17 protein-coding genes, 1 tRNA gene and 1 pseudogene are annotated in these 17,111 nt (G+C 70.4%); 7 read left to right on the forward strand and 12 right to left on the reverse strand.

Annotated elements, in window-relative coordinates:
* Positions 1–77: 77 nt before the first annotated feature.
* From O7623_RS20515 to O7623_RS20550, 8 genes are all read right to left on the reverse strand, one after another.
* Complete coding sequence (locus tag O7623_RS20515) at positions 78–641, reverse strand: DUF3592 domain-containing protein (protein WP_282224636.1); 564 nt, start codon at positions 639–641, stop codon at positions 78–80.
* Between the two features lie 153 nt (positions 642–794).
* Complete coding sequence (locus tag O7623_RS20520; protein WP_282224637.1) at positions 795–1,169, reverse strand: type II toxin-antitoxin system VapC family toxin; 375 nt, start codon at positions 1,167–1,169, stop codon at positions 795–797.
* Positions 1,166–1,420: a type II toxin-antitoxin system prevent-host-death family antitoxin gene (locus O7623_RS20525; RefSeq protein WP_282224638.1), complete on the reverse strand. Its 255-nt coding sequence runs from the start codon at positions 1,418–1,420 to the stop codon at positions 1,166–1,168. The genes O7623_RS20520 and O7623_RS20525 overlap by 4 nt, the downstream gene beginning before the upstream one ends.
* A gap of 225 nt (positions 1,421–1,645) precedes the next feature.
* Entirely contained in the window at positions 1,646–2,029 is a 384-nt protein-coding gene (locus O7623_RS20530; protein WP_282224639.1) for a PIN domain-containing protein, read from the reverse strand.
* A complete protein-coding gene (locus O7623_RS20535; RefSeq protein ID WP_282224640.1) occupies positions 2,026–2,274 on the reverse strand; it encodes a type II toxin-antitoxin system prevent-host-death family antitoxin in 249 nt (82 codons plus the stop codon). Before O7623_RS20535 ends, O7623_RS20530 begins: the two co-directional genes overlap by 4 nt.
* A 98-nt stretch (positions 2,275–2,372) precedes the next feature.
* Positions 2,373–3,179 carry a WecB/TagA/CpsF family glycosyltransferase gene (locus O7623_RS20540; RefSeq protein ID WP_282229494.1) on the reverse strand — a complete coding sequence of 269 codons (807 nt, stop codon included), beginning with the start codon at positions 3,177–3,179 and terminating at the stop codon, positions 2,373–2,375.
* On the reverse strand, positions 3,176–4,249 hold the full coding sequence (locus O7623_RS20545; RefSeq protein ID WP_282224641.1) for an NAD-dependent epimerase/dehydratase family protein: 1,074 nt from the start codon (positions 4,247–4,249) through the stop codon (positions 3,176–3,178). Before O7623_RS20545 ends, O7623_RS20540 begins: the two co-directional genes overlap by 4 nt.
* A 135-nt stretch (positions 4,250–4,384) precedes the next feature.
* Positions 4,385–4,470 (reverse strand) — tRNA-Leu (locus O7623_RS20550).
* 246 nt (positions 4,471–4,716) lie between these two features.
* Between O7623_RS20550 and O7623_RS20555 the strand changes: the two genes are divergently transcribed.
* The 7 genes from O7623_RS20555 (at position 4,717) to pknB (ending at position 13,813) form a co-directional block, all read left to right on the forward strand.
* Complete coding sequence (locus O7623_RS20555; RefSeq protein ID WP_282224642.1) at positions 4,717–5,535, forward strand: DUF3662 and FHA domain-containing protein; 819 nt, start codon at positions 4,717–4,719, stop codon at positions 5,533–5,535.
* A 2-nt stretch (positions 5,536–5,537) separates the two neighbouring features.
* Positions 5,538–6,020, forward strand: coding sequence for an FHA domain-containing protein (locus O7623_RS20560; protein WP_282224643.1), 483 nt, complete (start codon positions 5,538–5,540; stop codon positions 6,018–6,020).
* Complete coding sequence (locus O7623_RS20565; protein ID WP_282224644.1) at positions 6,017–7,489, forward strand: BofC C-terminal domain-containing protein; 1,473 nt, start codon at positions 6,017–6,019, stop codon at positions 7,487–7,489. Before O7623_RS20560 ends, O7623_RS20565 begins: the two co-directional genes overlap by 4 nt.
* Before the next feature lie 79 nt (positions 7,490–7,568).
* Positions 7,569–9,011, forward strand: coding sequence for an FtsW/RodA/SpoVE family cell cycle protein (locus O7623_RS20570; RefSeq protein ID WP_282229495.1), 1,443 nt, complete (start codon positions 7,569–7,571; stop codon positions 9,009–9,011).
* Positions 9,008–10,516 (forward strand): penicillin-binding protein 2, encoded by a 1,509-nt coding sequence (locus O7623_RS20575; protein ID WP_282224645.1) that lies wholly within the window; start codon positions 9,008–9,010, stop codon positions 10,514–10,516. Before O7623_RS20570 ends, O7623_RS20575 begins: the two co-directional genes overlap by 4 nt.
* A 1-nt stretch (position 10,517) precedes the next feature.
* The gene (locus tag O7623_RS20580; RefSeq protein WP_282229496.1) at positions 10,518–11,990 is read left to right on the forward strand and encodes a serine/threonine-protein kinase; all 1,473 of its coding nucleotides are present in this window, start codon (positions 10,518–10,520) and stop codon (positions 11,988–11,990) included.
* Positions 11,987–13,813 (forward strand): Stk1 family PASTA domain-containing Ser/Thr kinase, encoded by a 1,827-nt coding sequence (gene pknB / locus O7623_RS20585; protein ID WP_282224646.1) that lies wholly within the window; start codon positions 11,987–11,989, stop codon positions 13,811–13,813. The genes O7623_RS20580 and pknB overlap by 4 nt, the downstream gene beginning before the upstream one ends.
* A gap of 81 nt (positions 13,814–13,894) precedes the next feature.
* On the opposite strand, the gene O7623_RS20590 is transcribed toward pknB, so the two are convergent.
* From O7623_RS20590 to O7623_RS20605, 4 genes and pseudogenes are all read right to left on the reverse strand, one after another.
* Positions 13,895–14,545 carry an aminodeoxychorismate/anthranilate synthase component II gene (locus O7623_RS20590; RefSeq protein ID WP_282224647.1) on the reverse strand — a complete coding sequence of 217 codons (651 nt, stop codon included), beginning with the start codon at positions 14,543–14,545 and terminating at the stop codon, positions 13,895–13,897.
* 14 nt (positions 14,546–14,559) lie between these two features.
* Complete coding sequence (locus O7623_RS20595; protein WP_282224648.1) at positions 14,560–14,877, reverse strand: hypothetical protein; 318 nt, start codon at positions 14,875–14,877, stop codon at positions 14,560–14,562.
* A 2-nt stretch (positions 14,878–14,879) separates the two neighbouring features.
* Positions 14,880–15,833 (reverse strand): annotated as a pseudogene (locus O7623_RS20600) (class E sortase); the annotation flags it as partial.
* Between the two features lie 305 nt (positions 15,834–16,138).
* Positions 16,139–16,951, reverse strand: a complete 813-nt coding sequence (locus O7623_RS20605) for a DUF881 domain-containing protein (RefSeq protein ID WP_282224649.1) — start codon at positions 16,949–16,951, stop codon at positions 16,139–16,141.
* Between the last annotated feature and the right edge of the window lie 160 nt (positions 16,952–17,111).

Below are 17,111 nucleotides of genomic sequence, written 5' to 3' on the forward strand. Positions count from 1 at the left end.
GCCCACGGCTACGCGGTGGGCACACCCGAAGGGTGGCGAGCCCGGATGTCGAGCGAAGGAGTACCTCGCTGCCTGGTTCAGTTCTTCTTCCGCCAGCGTGCGCTCGGTTTGCCCCGCCTCCCGGTCCTGGGCCGCCAGGCCTGTTGCTGGCGCTGGACTCGTTGCTGTCGCTGCCAGTCGCGTCGTCGGTGCTCGTGTCGCCGTTGGGCGAGTCGGGAGTACCCGGCGAGCGCCATTGATCCGGACAGGACGAGACCCACCACCCCGATCACGCCTTGGACCCTGCCCCGATGTCCGCTTAGCATCCCGAAGTCGGTCACGAAATCGACTGGATCGTCGGGGTTGACCCATATCCGCACGGAAGTGCCGGCAGGGTGGCAGACCTCCATGCAGGCGACCTCGACCCGTCGCTCCAATCCAGCGAATTCGTACCGGAGGTGCATCGTGGCTTTGCCGCGTCTATCGCGTACGAGCTGGTCGATGACGCCTTGGGCCGGCACGCCGTCGGTCCGCAACTGTTCTTGCCAGGCTTCGTTGTCGTCGTAGGTCTTGTACGGCAGCCACATCATGACCAGTCCGACTACAACGCCGAGCAGGTAGCCGGGGTAGCGCATCCGCCACCAGCGCCGCAAGATCTCCACCACGGCCATGGTCGCAGCCGCTGTCCACTGCCGATGTACGCGCAGTTCGCCGACATGTACCTAGTCAGTGGTTCCACCGTTCGAGCCGAGCTCGTGGCAAGGCTATGAAGCTCGGTCACCCAACTCGGCGGCGGAGGGGGTTGGACCGGCTTGTCACACCTTCAAGATGTCCACGTCGTACAGTGCGATCGACGCGTCGCGGGAGGCGAGCGTCATGCCCTCGACGGTTGCCTGTGCCACCAGCATCCGATCGAAGGGATCTCGGTGATGAGCAGGTAGGCGACGAGCGGTGATCGCGTGAGCGTGGGTCAACGGCAGCTCGACGAAGCCGATGTCCCGTACCTGTTCGGCGAGGTCGGTCGGACCGGCGAGCTTTCCGGTGGCCTGCTTGATGGTGATCTCCCACAGGCTGACCGGGGACAGAAAGATGTCCGGGTCGTGGCGAAGCCGGTCGAGAAACTCGTCGCCGAGGGTGGCGTCGCCGGTGATGGCCCACAGCGCGACGTGGGTGTCCAGCAGCAAGCTCATGCGCCGACGCCGAAGTCGGCGGCGATTTCGGCGTTGGTCTGCGGGGAGTCCCAGTCGCCGGACAGGTCCAACTGTCCCGCGAGAGAGCCGATCGCGGTCCGGTTGGCCCGACGCACCAACGGGACCACCTTCGCCACCGGGGTGCCTGCCCGGTCGATGATGATCTCCTCGCCGCGTTCCACCCGCTCGATGATGCGCGAGAGGTGGGTCTTGGCGTCATGCATGTTGTAGTGCGCGGCCTCGGCTGACATGACTAGACCTCCCGGTTAGCTAGCAGCTTAGTCCACCCCGGCGCGGTGACACTACGATTCTCGATGATCACACCGGATCACCCGTCACCCAGCGCGACCAACCCGGATTCTCCTGCAGGTGCACGGCCAGCCGCCATCGGTAGGTCCGCAACCTGTGTCAGTGAATGCCCTGCCGCTGCCATGAGCTGATCCGGGTCTACTGTGACGACGTCACGTCGTGTTGTTTCAGATCGTGCGGATCGTGATGAGGTCTTCGAGTCCTGCGAGGTCGTCGGCGTTGCGGGTGTACACGGCGGCGTCGTGGGCGTGTGCGGTTGCCGCGATGAGCAGGTCCATCACTCTGGCTCGCGGCTGGCGGCCCGTCTCGACGACCCGCGCGGCCAACCGTGCGTAGCTGTCGGCGATCGCCTCGTCGATGGGGAGCGGATCGAATCGACGTTGGATGGCGCTCAGCCGCGCCAGCCGCAGAGCCCTCGCCTCGGAGGTTTTCGCGACCAGGACGCCGAACTGGAGTTCGGCGAGGCTGGCGACGCTGATGGCCAACTCGCCAGGAATCGGGGTTACGTCGGTGGCGATGAGGATGCTGGTGTCGAGGATGCCGCGGCTCACCGCTCGACCCATGGGTCGGTGACGGCGTCGTCGAGCAGGTCCCGGTCGTCTGCCCACCCCGGGTCTGTGGGCTGGTCGAAGACGCCGGCGAGGTCGTCCCACTCGCGCCAGGTGCGCGGGCTGACCGGGCCGAGCACAGCTGCCGGTCGCCCGGCGACGGTGATCGTCACGCGTTCGCCGCCTTGCGCCCGGCGTACCAGGTCGCTGGCGTTCTGCCGCATCTCCCGCAGCCCAACCTCATGCATACATCTGACCGTAGCACATGTGCTACCCGCTGTTGGATGCTGCTGGGTCAGGAATCGGCGTGGCAGGTGGATCGTGCCCCCAGGGCCGGGTGAGGTGGTCAGACGGCGAAGGTGGCGGGTCGGTCGGTGGCTGCCGGCGGCGGGGTGGCCTGCCACATGCCCAGCTTCTGCGCGCCCAGCCGGCCCAGGTACGCCGGGTTGAGGATCACGTACCGGCGCCACAGCCGCTTCGGCTCCAGCCCGAGTCGCCACAGCCACTCCAGGCCGTACCGCTGCATCCAGGATGGCGGCTTGCGCAGCAGCCCGGCGTGGTAGTCGAAGGCGGCCCCGACCGCCATCAGCGGCATGTCCAACAGCGGGCGCATGGCGTACGCGAAGATCTCCTGGCGCGGGCAGCCCAGCCCGACCAGCACCAGCCGGGCCCCGGAAGCCCGGATCCGGTCCGCAATCTCGGCATCCTCACCCGGCTGGACGGCACGAAACTTCGACGGCTCGACCCCGGCCAGTTTCAACGCCGGGAACTGCTGCTCCAGTTTCGGCACCAGCCGGGCCAGCGTCTCCTCGGTGGATCCGTACAGGTAGACCGGCAGCCCTTCGTCGGCGCAGCGCTGCAGCACCCGCAGGGTGAGGGTAGGGCCGTAGACGCGGTCGGCAAGACCGGCACCGTGCAGCAGGTTCAGCCCCCAGCGGACCGGTTGGCCGTCCGGGGTGACCAGGTCGAACGAGTTGAGCCGGGCGTTGTGCGCCGGGTCGAGCACCCCGGTCATCACCCCGTGCACCGCCAGGGCGGTCATCGCCAGCGGCCGACGCTCCCGGGCGGCGGCGAGGATCCGCTCACTCGCGGCCTCGTAGTCGACGGCGTCGACCAGTACGCCGAGGACGTTGCGCTTGCCCTGGTCGATCATTTTCCGGGCACCCACTTGTCGACGTTGGCCTGGTAGATCTCCTGCAGGATCATCGGCACGTCGTAGACCTGCTTCCAGCCAGGGTAGTCCCGCTGGAAAGCGGCGTTCGAGCCGATCCACCACTGGTGGTCGCCGACCCGGTTCGCCTCCTGGTACTCGGTGATCATCTCCTGGCCGGTGATCTGCTCGGCGATGGCGAACGCCTCCAGGTGCGAGCAGTTGGAGTGCCGGCCGCCGCCGAGGTTGTAGACGGCCGCCGGGCGCGGGTCGCGGAAGAACGCCTCGAACGCGGAGACGACGTCGTGACTGTGGATGGCGTCGCGGACCATTTTGCCGCCGTACCCGAAGATCTTGTAGGTCCGCCGCTCCATGTTGCAGCGCATCAGGTAGCCGAGGAAGCCGTGCAGCTCGGTCGCCGAGTGCGCCGGGCCGGTCAGGGTGCCGCCCCGGAAGCAGGCGGTACGGATGCCGAAGTAGCGGCCGTACTCCTGCACCATGATGTCGGCGGCGACCTTCGACGCGCCGAACACCGAGTGCAGGCAGGCGTCGATCGACATGTCCTCGGTGATCCCGCCGGCGTACGGGTGGTCCGGGGCGATCTCCCAGCGGGTCTCCTGCTCGATCAGCGGCAGGCTGTTCGGCCGGTCGCCGTACACCTTGTTGGTGGAACAGTGGATCACCGGCGCCTCGGGGCAGTGTTCCCGGACGTTCTGCAGCACGTTGAGGGTGCCGCCGGCGTTGACGTCGAAGTCGGTGAACGGATCGCGGACCGCCCAGTCGTGCGACGGCTGGGCGGCGGTGTGGATGACCACGGCGATGTCCCGGCCGTACCGCCGGAACAGGCCCGCCAGGGCGTCGCGGTCGCGGATGTCGACCGCTTCATGGGTGTACGCCGTGCCGAGGTCGCGCCGCAGCAGCTCGACGTTCCAGGCGGTGGAGGCCTCGGGGCCGAAGAACTCGCGGCGCATGTCGTTGTCGATGCCGACGACGTCCAGGCCGAGGCTGGCGAAGTGCCGGACCGCCTCCGATCCGATCAGACCGCCGGAACCGGTGACCAACGCGACGCTCACACGACACTCCTGAGCTGGGGGGCGGAGGAACGATCAAGAGCATAACCGGACAAGATATGCAAGAAGGCTCCGCCTGGTGGCGGAGCCTTCTTGTCAATACCTTCGAGTACGGGCGGTCGAGCCGCCCCTACTCTCTGGTGGGGAAGGGGGGAGTTGAACCCCCACGCCCTTTCGGGCACACGGACCTGAACCGTGCGCGTCTGCCATTCCGCCACTTCCCCGGATGCTGTCCGGGACAGTCGGTGAAGACTAACCCGGTCGCTCCCGGCCGATCCCACGGGGGTGTCGGTCGGGGTCACCCGTTGGCAGGTGTCGGGACATACTACGCTGTCCCTGGTCGTCCCGAGCAAACTTTCCGCCCGTGACGCCTGGCGAAGATTAGCACGGGGCAAGCCGGCCGTTCGGGGCAGGCCGGCAGGAGTGGTCGATCGGCGTGCGGGTGGCACGGGCGACGGCCGGATACCATCATGTCCTCGGAACCCGAGGAGGAGCCGGTGAGCGTGCTGCAACGCTTCGAGAAGCGTCTGGAAGGCCTAGTCGAAGGGGCCTTCGCCAAGGTGTTCAAGGGTGTCGTGCACCCGGTGGAGATCCTCAACGCGATGCAGCGGGAGGCAGAGGCCCACAAGGCGATCCTGGCCGGTGGGCGCACGCTGGTGCCCAACCGCTACGTGATCGATCTCTCGCCGTACGACCACAGCCGGCTGGCTCCGTACGCGGCGGCCCTGGCCCAGGAGCTCGCCCAGTCGCAGGCCGAGTTCATCGGTGAGCAGGCCTGGACGGTCTACGGCGACGTGATCGTCGAGATCGAGCGGGGCGACGGGCTCGACACCGGGATGTTCCGGGTCACCGCCGAGGTCTTCACCGGTGGCGACGTCGCGCCGGTGCAGCAGCCGGGGTACGACATGCACGGCGGTGGCGGTGGTGCCGGCCACGGCGGCTACTCCCCGTACGAGCAGCAGCAGCCCGGCGGGTACGGCCCGCCGCCGCAGGGTCATGGCGGTGGGCGCAACATCCGGCTGGTCTCCGGTGACGGCCGGACCTATCCGCTGCAGATGGGCTCGACCGTGATCGGCCGTGGCGACCAGGCCAACCTGCGCCTGCCGGACGTCGGGATCTCCCGCCGACACGCCCGGCTGGACTTCGACGGATCACAGGTCGTGCTGACCGATCTCGGGTCGACCAACGGGACCATGGTCAACGGGCAGCGGGTCTCCGCAGTGGCGCTGAACCCTGGTGACATGATCCAGCTCGGAACGACCACGCTCACGTTCCGAGTGGATGGCTAACCTTGCCCGAATTCGTCGTCGTCGTTGCCCGGATCGGCTTCATCGTCCTGCTGTGGATCTTCGTGTTCACGGTGGTCGGTGTGATCCGGCGGGATCTGTTCGCCGGCACCCGCGCCAGCCGCCTGGTCGCGGCACCGCGAGGTGTCGGTACCACGGCGGCACCAGCACGGCCGGCCAAGGTCAAACGGGGGCGGGCGGCCCACCAGCTGGTGGTGACCGCCGGACAGTTGGCCGGCACTCGGATCACCTTGGGTGAATCTCCGATCACGATAGGCCGTGCGGAGGATTCCACCCTGGTGATCACCGATGATTACGCGTCGGCCCGGCACGCCCGGCTCGTGCCCCGGGACGGCCAGTGGGTCCTCGAGGACATGGGTTCCACTAACGGGACCTACCTGGACCGCGCTAAGGTCACCGGACCTACCCCCGTACCCCTCGCCGTGCCGATCCGGATCGGCCGCACATCTCTTGAGTTACGGCCATGACTCTGACCCTGCGCTATGCCGCCCACAGTGACCGCGGACTGATCCGTGACGGGAACCAGGACTCCGTCTACGCCGGGCCGCGGCTGCTCGCCGTGGCCGACGGCATGGGCGGGATGGCCGCCGGTGACGTCGCCAGCAACATCGTCATCGGGGCGCTGGCCCCTCTCGACGAGGACGTCCCCGGTGACGCCATGGTCGACGCCCTCCGCTCCGCCGTCGGCCTGGCCAACCAGCATCTACGGGACACCGTCGACGCCAATCCCCACCTGGAGGGGATGGGCACCACGCTGACCGCGACGCTCTTCTCCGGCAGCAAGATCGGCATGGTGCACATCGGGGACTCCCGGGCGTACCTGCTGCGCAACGGCGAGTTCGCCCAGATCACCAAGGACGACACGTACGTTCAGATGCTGGTCGACGAGGGCCGGATCAGCGCCGAGGAGGCCAGCAGCCACCCACAGCGGTCGTTGCTGACCCGGGCACTCGACGGCCGCGACATCGACCCCGAGTACTCGGTGCGCCAGGTCGTCGCCGGTGACCGCTACCTGATCTGCAGCGACGGGCTCTCCGGCGTGGTCAGCGCGGAGACCATCGCCGAGACGCTGCGCGAGTACACCGACCCGCAGCAGTGCGTCGAGCGGCTGGTCCAGTTGGCGCTGCGCGGCGGCGGGCCGGACAACATCACCGTCATCGTCGCCGACGCCACCGACCAGGGCATCCACGAGCAGGCCCCGATCGTCGGCGGGGCGGCCTCCCGCGACCGCGGCATGGCCACCGCCGCAGACGACTCCACTCCCGCCGCCCGCGCCTCCGCGCTGTCCGCCCCCCGGCCCGCCGCACCGGAGTCCTCGGAACCCGCCACCGGCCTGGACGACGACCCCGAGCTACCCCGACGCCGCCCGGTACGCGCGGCGCTCGTCCTGGTCGCGCTCGTCGGAATCCTCGGCGCCGGTGTCTGGGCCGGGTGGGACTACACCCAGCGGCAGTACTACGTCGGCGCCACCAGCGACGGCCAGTTGGCGATCTTCCAGGGCATGCCCGGTGAGGTCGCCGGCGTCAGCCTCTCCACCGTGCACCAGACCAGCGAGATCGCGCTCACCGATCTGACCTCGGTGGCCCAGGACCGGGTCAAGCGGGGCATCCACGCCGGCAGCGAGGTCGACGCGCAGCGCCACCTGCTGGAGTTGACCCGCGACGAACCGGACAACCCCAACCTGAAGCCGACCTGCCCGCCGTCGCCGTCGCCGACCCCCACCCCGTCGCCGACTCCGCCGCCGCCGGTGGTCGACCCGACCGGTACGCCACTGCCCGACCCGGACGCCGTGGCCTCCGGTACACCGCTGCCGGGGAACAGCCCGTCGCCGCAGGCACCGCAGAGCACCCCGGACGCGCCGCCGGTGGAGCCGACCGAGTCGGTCGAGCCGGTCCCGCCGGTGACCAACCCGGCCGGTTGCCGGACGGTCGACTGAGATCCGGGGCGAACGACGTGAAGGAACTCCCGTGACGGCGCCTGTCGGACCCGCCCCACCACCGGCGATCACCGGTGAGATGCCGCGGGTCCGCACCCTGCGGACCCGCCGCAACGCCGAGCTCGGCCTGCTGGCACTCGCCCTGGTGGTGGTCGGGCTCTACGCGGCGGCCACCGAGGCGGCCGTGCTCGGCACCGTACGGGCCGGTTTCTGGGTGCCGACCGCCGTCGTCGGCCTGGTCTTCCTCGGCCTGCACCTGGTCATCCGGTTCTTCGCCCCGTACGCCGACCCGGCGCTGCTGCCGGCGGTCGCCCTGCTCAACGGCATCGGCGTCGGTTTCCTGCGCCGCTTCGACCTGGCCAGCGAGCCCGCCGCCGAGCGGCTCGACTTCCCGATCTTCGCCGGGACCGGCGGCCGGCAGCTGGCCTGGACCCTGGCCGCCGTCGTGCTCGCCGCCGGACTGCTGATCCTGGTCCGTGACCACCAGATCGTCGCCCGGTACGCCTACACCCTGGGCCTGGCCGGCATCGTGCTGGTGATGATCCCGGCGGTGCTGCCAGCCCGCTACTCCGAGATCAACGGTGCCAAGCTGTGGATCCTGATCGGCGGCTTCTCGATCCAGCCCGGCGAGTTCGCCAAACTGGCGCTGCTGTCGTTCTTCGCGTACTACCTGGTCCGTAAACGTGAGGTCCTCTCGCTGGCCAGCCGGCGGGTGCTCGGCATCGACTTCCCACGCGGCCGCGACCTCGGCCCGGTGCTGGTGGTCTGGCTGCTCAGCGTGATGGTCCTGGTGTTCCAGAAGGACCTCGGCACCTCGCTGCTGTACTTCGGCATGTTCGTGGTGACGCTCTACATCGCCACCGAACGGGTCAGCTGGCTGATCATCGGTCTGCTGCTGTTCTTCGGCGGCGCGTTCCTCGCCTACTACCTCGGCGGCATCGTCGGCGGCCCGTTCGCCAACTTCTACCAGCGGGCCAACATCTGGCTCGATCCGTTCTCCGACCCGTACGCCGACGGCTACCAGCTGGTCCAGGGGCTGCTCGGGCTCGGCACCGGAGGGCTGTTCGGCGCCGGACCCGGCGGCGGCCAGCCACTGAAGGTGCCCGAGGTACACAACGACTTCATCTTCGCCGGCATCGGCGAGGAGATCGGGCTGTTCGGCCTCTCCGCGCTGCTGGTGGTCTATCTGCTGATCGCCGAGCGCGGGCTGCGGGCCGGGCTCGCGGTCCGGGACTCGTTCGGCAAACTGCTCGCCGGCGGACTGGCGTTCACCCTGTCCCTGCAGGTCTTCGTGATCGTCGGCGGGATCAGCGGGCTGATCCCGTTGACCGGCCAGACCACGCCGTTCCTGTCCGCCGGTGGCTCCTCGCTGATGGCGAACTGGCTGCTCGTGGCGATGCTGCTCCGGATCTCCGACGCGGGTCGCCGACCGGTCGCGGGCGCCGAACCCCGCCCACCCGGTACGCCCGCCGGACCGCCCGCCCAGCTGCACGGCGCCCCCACGGAGGTGATCCGCCGATGAACGCCCCGTTGCGCCGCGTCGGCGTGGTCATCATGGTCCTGTTCGGCCTGCTCTTCGTCAACCTGAACTGGGTGCAGGGCTACAAGGCCGAGGAGTACCGCACCAGCGACTACAACGGTCGGGTCCAGGTCGCTGAGTACGACCGTCAACGCGGCAACATCGAGGCCGGCGGACGGGCCCTGGCCACCAGCACCGAGACCGACGGCGAGCTGAAGTTCCTGCGTACCTACCCGGACAACGAGCTCTACGCGCACGTCGTCGGCTACAAGCCGGTCAACCTGGCCGCGATCGGCGTCGAACGGGCCGAGAACGAGTTCCTGGCCGGCACCAGCGACCAGCTCTTCGCCGACCGGGTACGGGACCTGTTCACCGGCGAGGAGACCGGCGGCGGCAACGTGCTGCTGACCATCAACCGCCGGGCCCAGGAGACCGCGTACCAGCAGTTGCTGGAGAACCGGGTCGGGGTCAGCCGGGGAGCGGCGGTCGCGATCGATCCGCGTACCGGGGCGATCCAGGCGCTGGTCTCCCTGCCCAGCTACGACCCGAACCCGCTGTCCAGCCACGACACCGGTGCCGCCCAGGCGGCGTACGACGCGCTGGAGGGCGACCCGGACAAACCACTGCGCAACCGGGCACTCGGTGAGGTGCTGCCGCCCGGATCCACCTTCAAGGTGATCGTCGCCGCCGCAGCACTGGAGAACGGCACCACGATCGACACGCCGATCTCCGCCGGGCCGGTCTACCGCCACCCCGACTCCGGCACCGACATCCGCAACGCCGTCCCGTCGATCTGCCCGCAGGACGAGGTGACTCTGATCACCGCGTTGACCGACTCCTGCAACACCGGGTTCGCCAAACTCGGCGTCGCGCTCGGCGCCGAGACGGTCAAGGCCAAGGCCCGCGACTTCGGATTCGAGGACGAGGAACAGGTGGTCGGCCGCACCAACGGCGACAGCGGGCTGCCGGTGGCCGCCAGCCGTACCGGGGACATCGCCAACCCGGACGGCTCCGAGGACGGTGCCGCGTTGGCCCAGTCGTCGATCGGGCAGAACAACGTCCGGATGACCCCGCTGGAAGGCGCGATGATCGCGGCGGCGGTCGCCAACGGCGGCAGTCAGATGCGTCCGTACCTGGTGCAGCAGCTGCTGCACGCGGACCGGACCAGCAGCTACTACACGGCCGACCCCCGCGAGCTGCGGGAGCCGGTGAGTGGCTCGGTCGCCGCCGACCTGCAGGAGATGATGGTCAGCGTCGTCCGCAACGGCACCGGCCGCAACGCCCGCATCGACGGTTACACCGTCGGCGGCAAGACCGGCACCGCCCAGGCTGGCGAGGACGACCGCGACCACGGCTGGTTCATCGGCTTCGCAATCTCCCCCGACGGGGAGCCGATCTCGGCCGTCTGCGTCGTACTGGAGAACGCCGGCGACGGCGGCAGCGCCGAGGCGACCCGGATCTCCGGCCAGATCATGCGGGCGATCATCGCCGAGCGTGAGGGGCGATGAGATGCTGAGCTCCGGGGTCCTGCTGGGTGGCCGGTACCGGCTCGACGAGCGCATCGCCAGCGGCGGGATGGGCGACGTGTGGCGCGGCACCGACGAGGTGCTGGGCCGTACCGTCGCGGTGAAGAGCCTGCTCCCCGCGCTGCTGGAGGAGCCCGGCTTCGCCGAGCGGTTCCGGGGTGAGGCCCGGACCATGGCCACCATCAACCACCCCGGCGTGGTCGACGTCTACGACTACGGCAGCGACAAGCACATCGCCTTCCTGGTGATGGAGTACGTCGAGGGCGACGCGCTGTCGCGCACCCTGTCCCGGGTCGGCCGGCTCACCCCGGCCCGCACGATGGCGCTGGTCGCCCAGGCCGCCGATGCGCTGCACGCCGCCCACGAGAAGGGCATCGTGCACCGCGACGTCAAGCCGGGCAACCTGCTGGTCCGGCCGAACGGCACCCTGGTGCTCACCGACTTCGGCATCGCCCGTTCCGAGATGGTCGGGCAGTTGACCGCCGCCGGCTCGGTGCTGGGCACCGCCTCGTACATCTCGCCGGAACAGGCCTCCGGCGCGGTGGCGACGCCCGCGTCGGACGTGTACGCCCTCGGGGTCGTCGCCTACCAGTGCCTCTCCGGTCGGCGGCCCTTCGAAGGCGACAATCCGCTCGAGATCGCCATGAAACACGTACGGGAGATGCCCCGCGCGTTGCCGTCGGACATCCCGCCCGTGGTCCGCAGCATCGTCGAGCGGGCGTTGGCGAAGGACCCGTCGGCCCGCTGGCCGACCGCCGCAGCCCTGGCCGCGGTTACCCGGCAGGCCGCCACCACCCTCGCCGGGCAGCCCCGCCCGCCGGCCACCGGACACCATCCGGGGGCCGGACATCCCGGGGCGGCCCCCCGGCCGCCGGTCGCTGGCCGGCCGACCTCCGGCGCGCCGATCTCCCCGGTCGGCCCGATGTCACCCGGCCCGGTCCCGCCGGCACCCCGGCCGCCGCAGGGACCGCCGATCTCCGGGGCTCCCGGCTACCGCCCGCCGGGCCCGCCGATCTCCGGGGCACCCGGCTACCGGCCACCCGCGCCGGCGCAGCCCGGCGGTTATCCGCCTCCCGGGTATCCGCAGCGCCCCGCAGCGCCGGCCCGGCCGCCGCTGGGCCCGCACCAGCAGCCCAACCCGTACGGTTACCAGCGCCCGGCACCCGCACCGCCCCGCTCCGGCGGCTCGGTGTCCCGGCAGCTCTTCACCGTCCTGGCCATCATTCTCGGCGTGATCGTCGCCCTGGTCTGCAGCGGCCTGGCCATCTACCTGGTCAGGGACAGCATCGCCAGCACGGGTGCACTCGGTCAGCCCGTGGTGCGATTGGTTACGGCTGAGAACCAGATGGCATCCGGACACGTCGAAATTCATGTCGGGGCCGTACCGTCTGTGGAAGGACATGGCACCGCCAGGCATGATCACGACCATCTGAGCGAAGGACGACAAGGACGATGACCGCGCAGGCTCGCCTGCTAGGTGGCAGGTACCAGGTCGGCGAGTTGCTCGGCTATGGCGGCATGGCCGAGGTCCATCGCGGCCGCGACCTCCGACTCGGACGCGACGTCGCGATCAAGATGCTGCGTACCGACCTTGCCCGGGACCGGACGTTCCAGGAGCGCTTCCGGCGCGAGGCACAGAATTCCGCCTCGCTCAACCACCCGGCGATCGTCGCGGTCTACGACACCGGTGAGGAGTACGCCCCGACCGGCGAGACCCTGCCGTTCATCGTCATGGAGTTCGTCAACGGGCGCACCCTCAAGGAGGTGCTCGCCGCCGAGGGCCGGCTGAACCCGCGTCGCGCCCTGGAGTTCTGTGCCGACATCTGCGCCGCTCTGGAGTTCAGCCACCGGCACGGCATCATCCACCGGGACATCAAGCCGGGCAACGTGATGCTCACCCAGACCGGCCAGGTCAAGGTGATGGACTTCGGCATCGCCCGGGCGTTGGCCAGCGGCGCCACCACGATGACCCAGACCTCGGCGGTGATCGGCACCGCGCAGTACCTCTCCCCGGAACAGGCCCGCGGCGAGTCGGTGGACGCCCGGTCGGACGTCTACGCCGCCGGCTGTGTGCTGTTCGAACTGCTCTGCGGCCACCCGCCGTTCGTCGGTGACAGCCCGGTCAGCGTCGCCTACCAGCACGTCCGGGAGGACCCGCGCGCGCCCAGCGACATCAACCGGGACGTGACGCCGGCGATCGACGCGATCGTGCTGAAGGCCCTGGCGAAGAACCCGGTCAACCGCTACCAGAGCGCCGGCGAGATGCGCGCCGACCTGCTGCGGGCTGCCACCGGCCGGCCGGTGCTGGCCACCCCGGTGCTGCGCCAGGACGAGACGGTCGCGATGGGTGCGACCAGCCGGACCGGTTCCACCCAGCGGATCCCGGCCGGTGCCGGCGGTGGCACGTCGTCGCGGCGTACCTCGCCGGCGGTCATCGCCGGGCTCAGCGTGCTCGGCGTGATGGCGGTGGTCGCCCTCGCCGCCGGGCTGATCTACGCCACCACGAACGAGGAGGAGCCTCCGACGGTGGCGCTGCCGAGCCTGGTCGGTCTGCCGATCGAGCAGGCCCGCCTGGAGATCAACAACCTCCGGCTCGTCTCCGAGGAGACGACCCGCGAGGAGCCGGACTGCACCTTGAACACGGTCCTCGATCAGTCCCCGGAGCCGGGCCAGGTCGAGCCCGGCAGCGAGGTCGCGCTCACCGTCTGCGCCGGCCCGGGGACCGTGCAGGTCCCGTCGTTGGACGGCTTCACCCGGGACGCCGCCGAGCGGGCGCTCGCCGACCGTGATCTGGTTGCCGAGTTCGAGGAGGTCGACAGCTCCGCACCCAAGGACCAGGTCGTCGCCGTGCCGGCGGCCGGTACGGCGGTCGAGCCCGGCACCGTGGTCGAGGTGCATGTCTCCCTCAACAACCTGCGCGAGGTGCCCAACGTCGTCGGTCGCACCGAGGCCGACGCGGTCGCCGCGCTGGAGAACGCCGGGTTCGACGTCCGGGTCATCGACGGTGACCCGGTCAACCCCGCCGACGCCGGCCGGGTCACCAGCCAGAGCCCGAGCCGGGGCGAACAGCGGGTCAACTCCCGGGTCGAGATCGTGGTCAGCCAGGCGCTCGAGCCCGAGCCCCCACCGAGCCCGACGTCGTCGCCGACGCCGAGCAGTACGCCGACCAGCCCGCCGCCCGACCCGGGCGACGGTGACGGCGGTGGCGGCGGTACGGGCGGCGGTGGGACCGGTAGCCCGCTCCTGCCCGTGCCGAGCCTCACCGGGCTGGTCGACTGACGCGGGTCCGGCGACTGACGCGGGTCCGGCGGCGACTGACGCAGCCGGGCCGGGGTCCGCAGCCGGGCCGGGGTCCGGCCGTCAGGCGGCGGCGAACGCGGCGCGACGTCGGGCGTCGACCTCGGCGGCCAGTCGCGGTGCCCGCTCCCGGGCCTGCGGCAGGCCGCAGTCGGCCAGCCAGTTCGCCAGCATCAGGTGACCGCCCTCGGTGAGCACCGACTCCGGGTGGAACTGCACGCCTTCCACCGGCAGGTGCCGGTGCCGCATCGCCATCACCACCCCGGACGGGGTCCGGCCGGTCACCTCGATCTCGTCCGGCAGCGTCTCGGCGCGCACGGCGAGCGAGTGGTACCGGGTCGCGGTGAACGGCTCAGGCAGGCCGGCCAGGACCCCGGCCCCGGTGTGGTGCACCTGGGAGGTCTTGCCGTGCAGCAGCTCCGGCGCGCGTTCGACGACGGCACCGTACGCGGCCCCGATCGCCTGATGCCCCAGGCAGACGCCGAAGATCGGCAGCTGTCCGGCGTACCGCCGGATCACGTCCAGGCAGATGCCGGCCCGGTCCGGGTCGCCGGGCCCGGGGGAGAGCAGGATGCCGGCGACGTCGAACCGGCCCACCTCGTCGACGGTGACCTGGTCGTTGCGCTGGACCTCGCACTCGGCCCCGAGCTGACCCAGGTACTGCACCAGGTTGAAGACGAACGAGTCGTAGTTGTCGATCACCAGTACGCGCACGTGGCCGCCTCGCCCTAGTCGACGTTCACATCAGGTGGTACGGGGTTGTTCGTCCCGGTGTCGTACGGCAGGTCGTGCTCGTCGAGCCCGCCACCGTCCGGGTCACCACCACCGCTGTCCGGGTCGCCACCGCCGGCCGGACCGTCACCGGGGTCGCCGCCGGTCCCGTCCCCGCCGTCGGTCACCTGTACGTCGTCGAACGGCAGCAGCGGCTCGGCCCACGGGAAGACGACGTACCAGAGCAGCGCCACCGACAACCCGGCGAGCAGCACCGAACCGATCAGCTTGCCGGGCAGGCCGAACGGGAGCTTGCGCCAGATCCAGGCGTACACGGTCAGCCGCCGAGTTCCGCCGGCCGGCCGTCGGCCTTGGGCTGGCTGCGCACGAGCTCGGCGTGGACGATGAGCCGCTGGTAGTTGTCGAACTTCGGATGGCAGGTGGTCAAGGTGAGCATCGCCTCGGTGGGCTGCGCCCGGCGGTCGCCGGGGACCGGGGCGACGACCTCGGTCTGGTTGGGCAGCACGATGTGGTTGCGGGTGACGGCGTAGATGTGCCAGGTGTCGCGGTCCTCGACGACGATGGTGTCACCGTCGCGCAGCTCGTCCAGCCGCCAGAAGGTGGCCCGGTTCCGGTGCCCGGCGACCGAGAAGTTGCCCACCTGGCCGGGCTGGGCGCTGTCCGGGTAGTGACCGGGTGCGTACCGGATGTCGTCCTGCTCGACGCCCTCGACCACGACCCAGTTCTTGTCCAGTTTCGGGATGTAGAGCCCGGCGACCGGGGTGCCCTGGACCTGGGGGGCGGCGGGCTCCGGCGACGGTGACGGCCCGTCGCTGACCACCGGCGCGGGAACCTCGGCCCACTGTTGGGCGAGTTGTTCGCTCAGGTCGTTCTGGTGGGCGTTGACGATGACGGACTTGCCCCAGATCTCGTAGCCGGCGAAGAGCAGCACGATCATGCCGAACGTGATCAACAGCTCGCCGCTGACCCGGGCGGCGGTCCGCAGCCGGGTCCAGACCGTGGGCCGGGTCAGCTCCGAATAGACGCTCTTGTAGCCGCTGTCGGTGCGCTCGGGCCGGAGCTTGACCACCCGCTCACCCCGACGGGCCGGTGGCTTTCCGTCGTCGGCCCCGGCGCGGTCGGCACCCGTGCTGCCCGCACCGGCGCGGTCCGCTCCCGCGCCCTCGCGCCTGGTCGACGGCGGGATGCTGCCGTCCGTCGGCGGCTGGTAGCTGCTGACCACGACCGGTAGCACGGTGGTGGAGGCGGCCGACTCCGTCGGGTATGCCGGGATCACCGCGGTGAGGGCCGCGCTGGGCGGGACCGACGGCGGGGCGAAGCGCCGCTGGCCCGGCTGCTGTTGCTGCTGGCCCGGCTGCTGTTGCTGCTGGCTCGGCTGTTGTTGGCCGACCTGCTGATGACGACCTGGCGTGTCCGGGCTGGTGGAGTGGCGGCCGGTACCTGGCCCGCTCGCCGAGGGTGGGGTGAGGCCGGTGAACCGGGGCAGGACGGCGGTGGCGTCGTCAGGTGGCCGGTAGGCCTGGTGCGGGTCCACCTCATCCGGCCTGCCGGCCTGCTGTTGCGGCCCTGCCCAGGTCATCGGGCTGTCTCCGGCACTGTCGTGTGGTGCAGGGCGGTCGAGCCGTCGAACGCCGGGACGCTCAGCTCCGACTCGACCGTCTGCTGGTAGCCGAGCTGGAAGTGGGTCACCGCGTCCCGGAACAACTGCACCCCTTCGGAGTCGTCCAGCGCCTGCTGCAGGGCGGTCGGGTCGCCGATGGCGGCTATCCGGAAGGGCGGCGAGTAGACCCCGCCGTGCAACAGCAGCGTGTTTCCGACACAGCGTACCGCGCTGGTGGACAACACCCGTACATCCATGATTGACATGGCCTCCGCGCCGCCGGCCCAGAGCGCGTTCACCACGGCCTGGACGTCCCCCTGGTGCACTACCAGGTCGTCGTTGCTGGCGCCGTCGGGTAGGTCGGCCAGCCGGGGTGCGTCGTCGAGCTCGACGACGATGCCCGGTCCGGCCAGCGCGGTGAAGCCGGCCGCGGCGCGGTTGGCCTCGACCCGGGCCCGCTGGTCGGCGATCGGCTGGTCGGACCCGGCGACGATGCTCGCCTGCTGGTCGACCTGCTCGCGCAGCGCGGCGGCGCGTTCCTCGGCGACCGCCAGCTGGCTGCGGCTGTCCTCGATCAGCTGGGTGAGCTGGGGGCGGCGATCCTCCCGCAGGCTGGTGCCGCCGGCGGTGGTGGCGGTGGTGGTGAAGAGCAGCCCGGCGAGCAGGGCGATCAGCGGCACTCCGCTGGACCAGCCGAACTGCCGGCGGCCGGGCCGTCGGCGATGGAGCCCGCCCAGCGCTCGGCGTACGACGTCCCGCCAGGACGCGCTGCCGGAGGTGTATTCCACTGCAGCCCCTTCCGGCCCGGTAGCCATCGACAACTGTCCGCATAGTGGACTTCCGTTGGTGCGTATCGCACCTGGTGTCCCTGGTTGTGTCCAAATGTCGCCGCTGCTCCGCCGCCGTCCATGGCCGGAACGCGCCAACTTGACTACGCTAGCTCCTGAA

Origin of the sequence: Solwaraspora sp. WMMD791, from assembly GCF_029581195.1 — a bacterium.
Taxonomy (GTDB): Bacteria; Actinomycetota; Actinomycetes; order Mycobacteriales; family Micromonosporaceae; genus Micromonospora_E.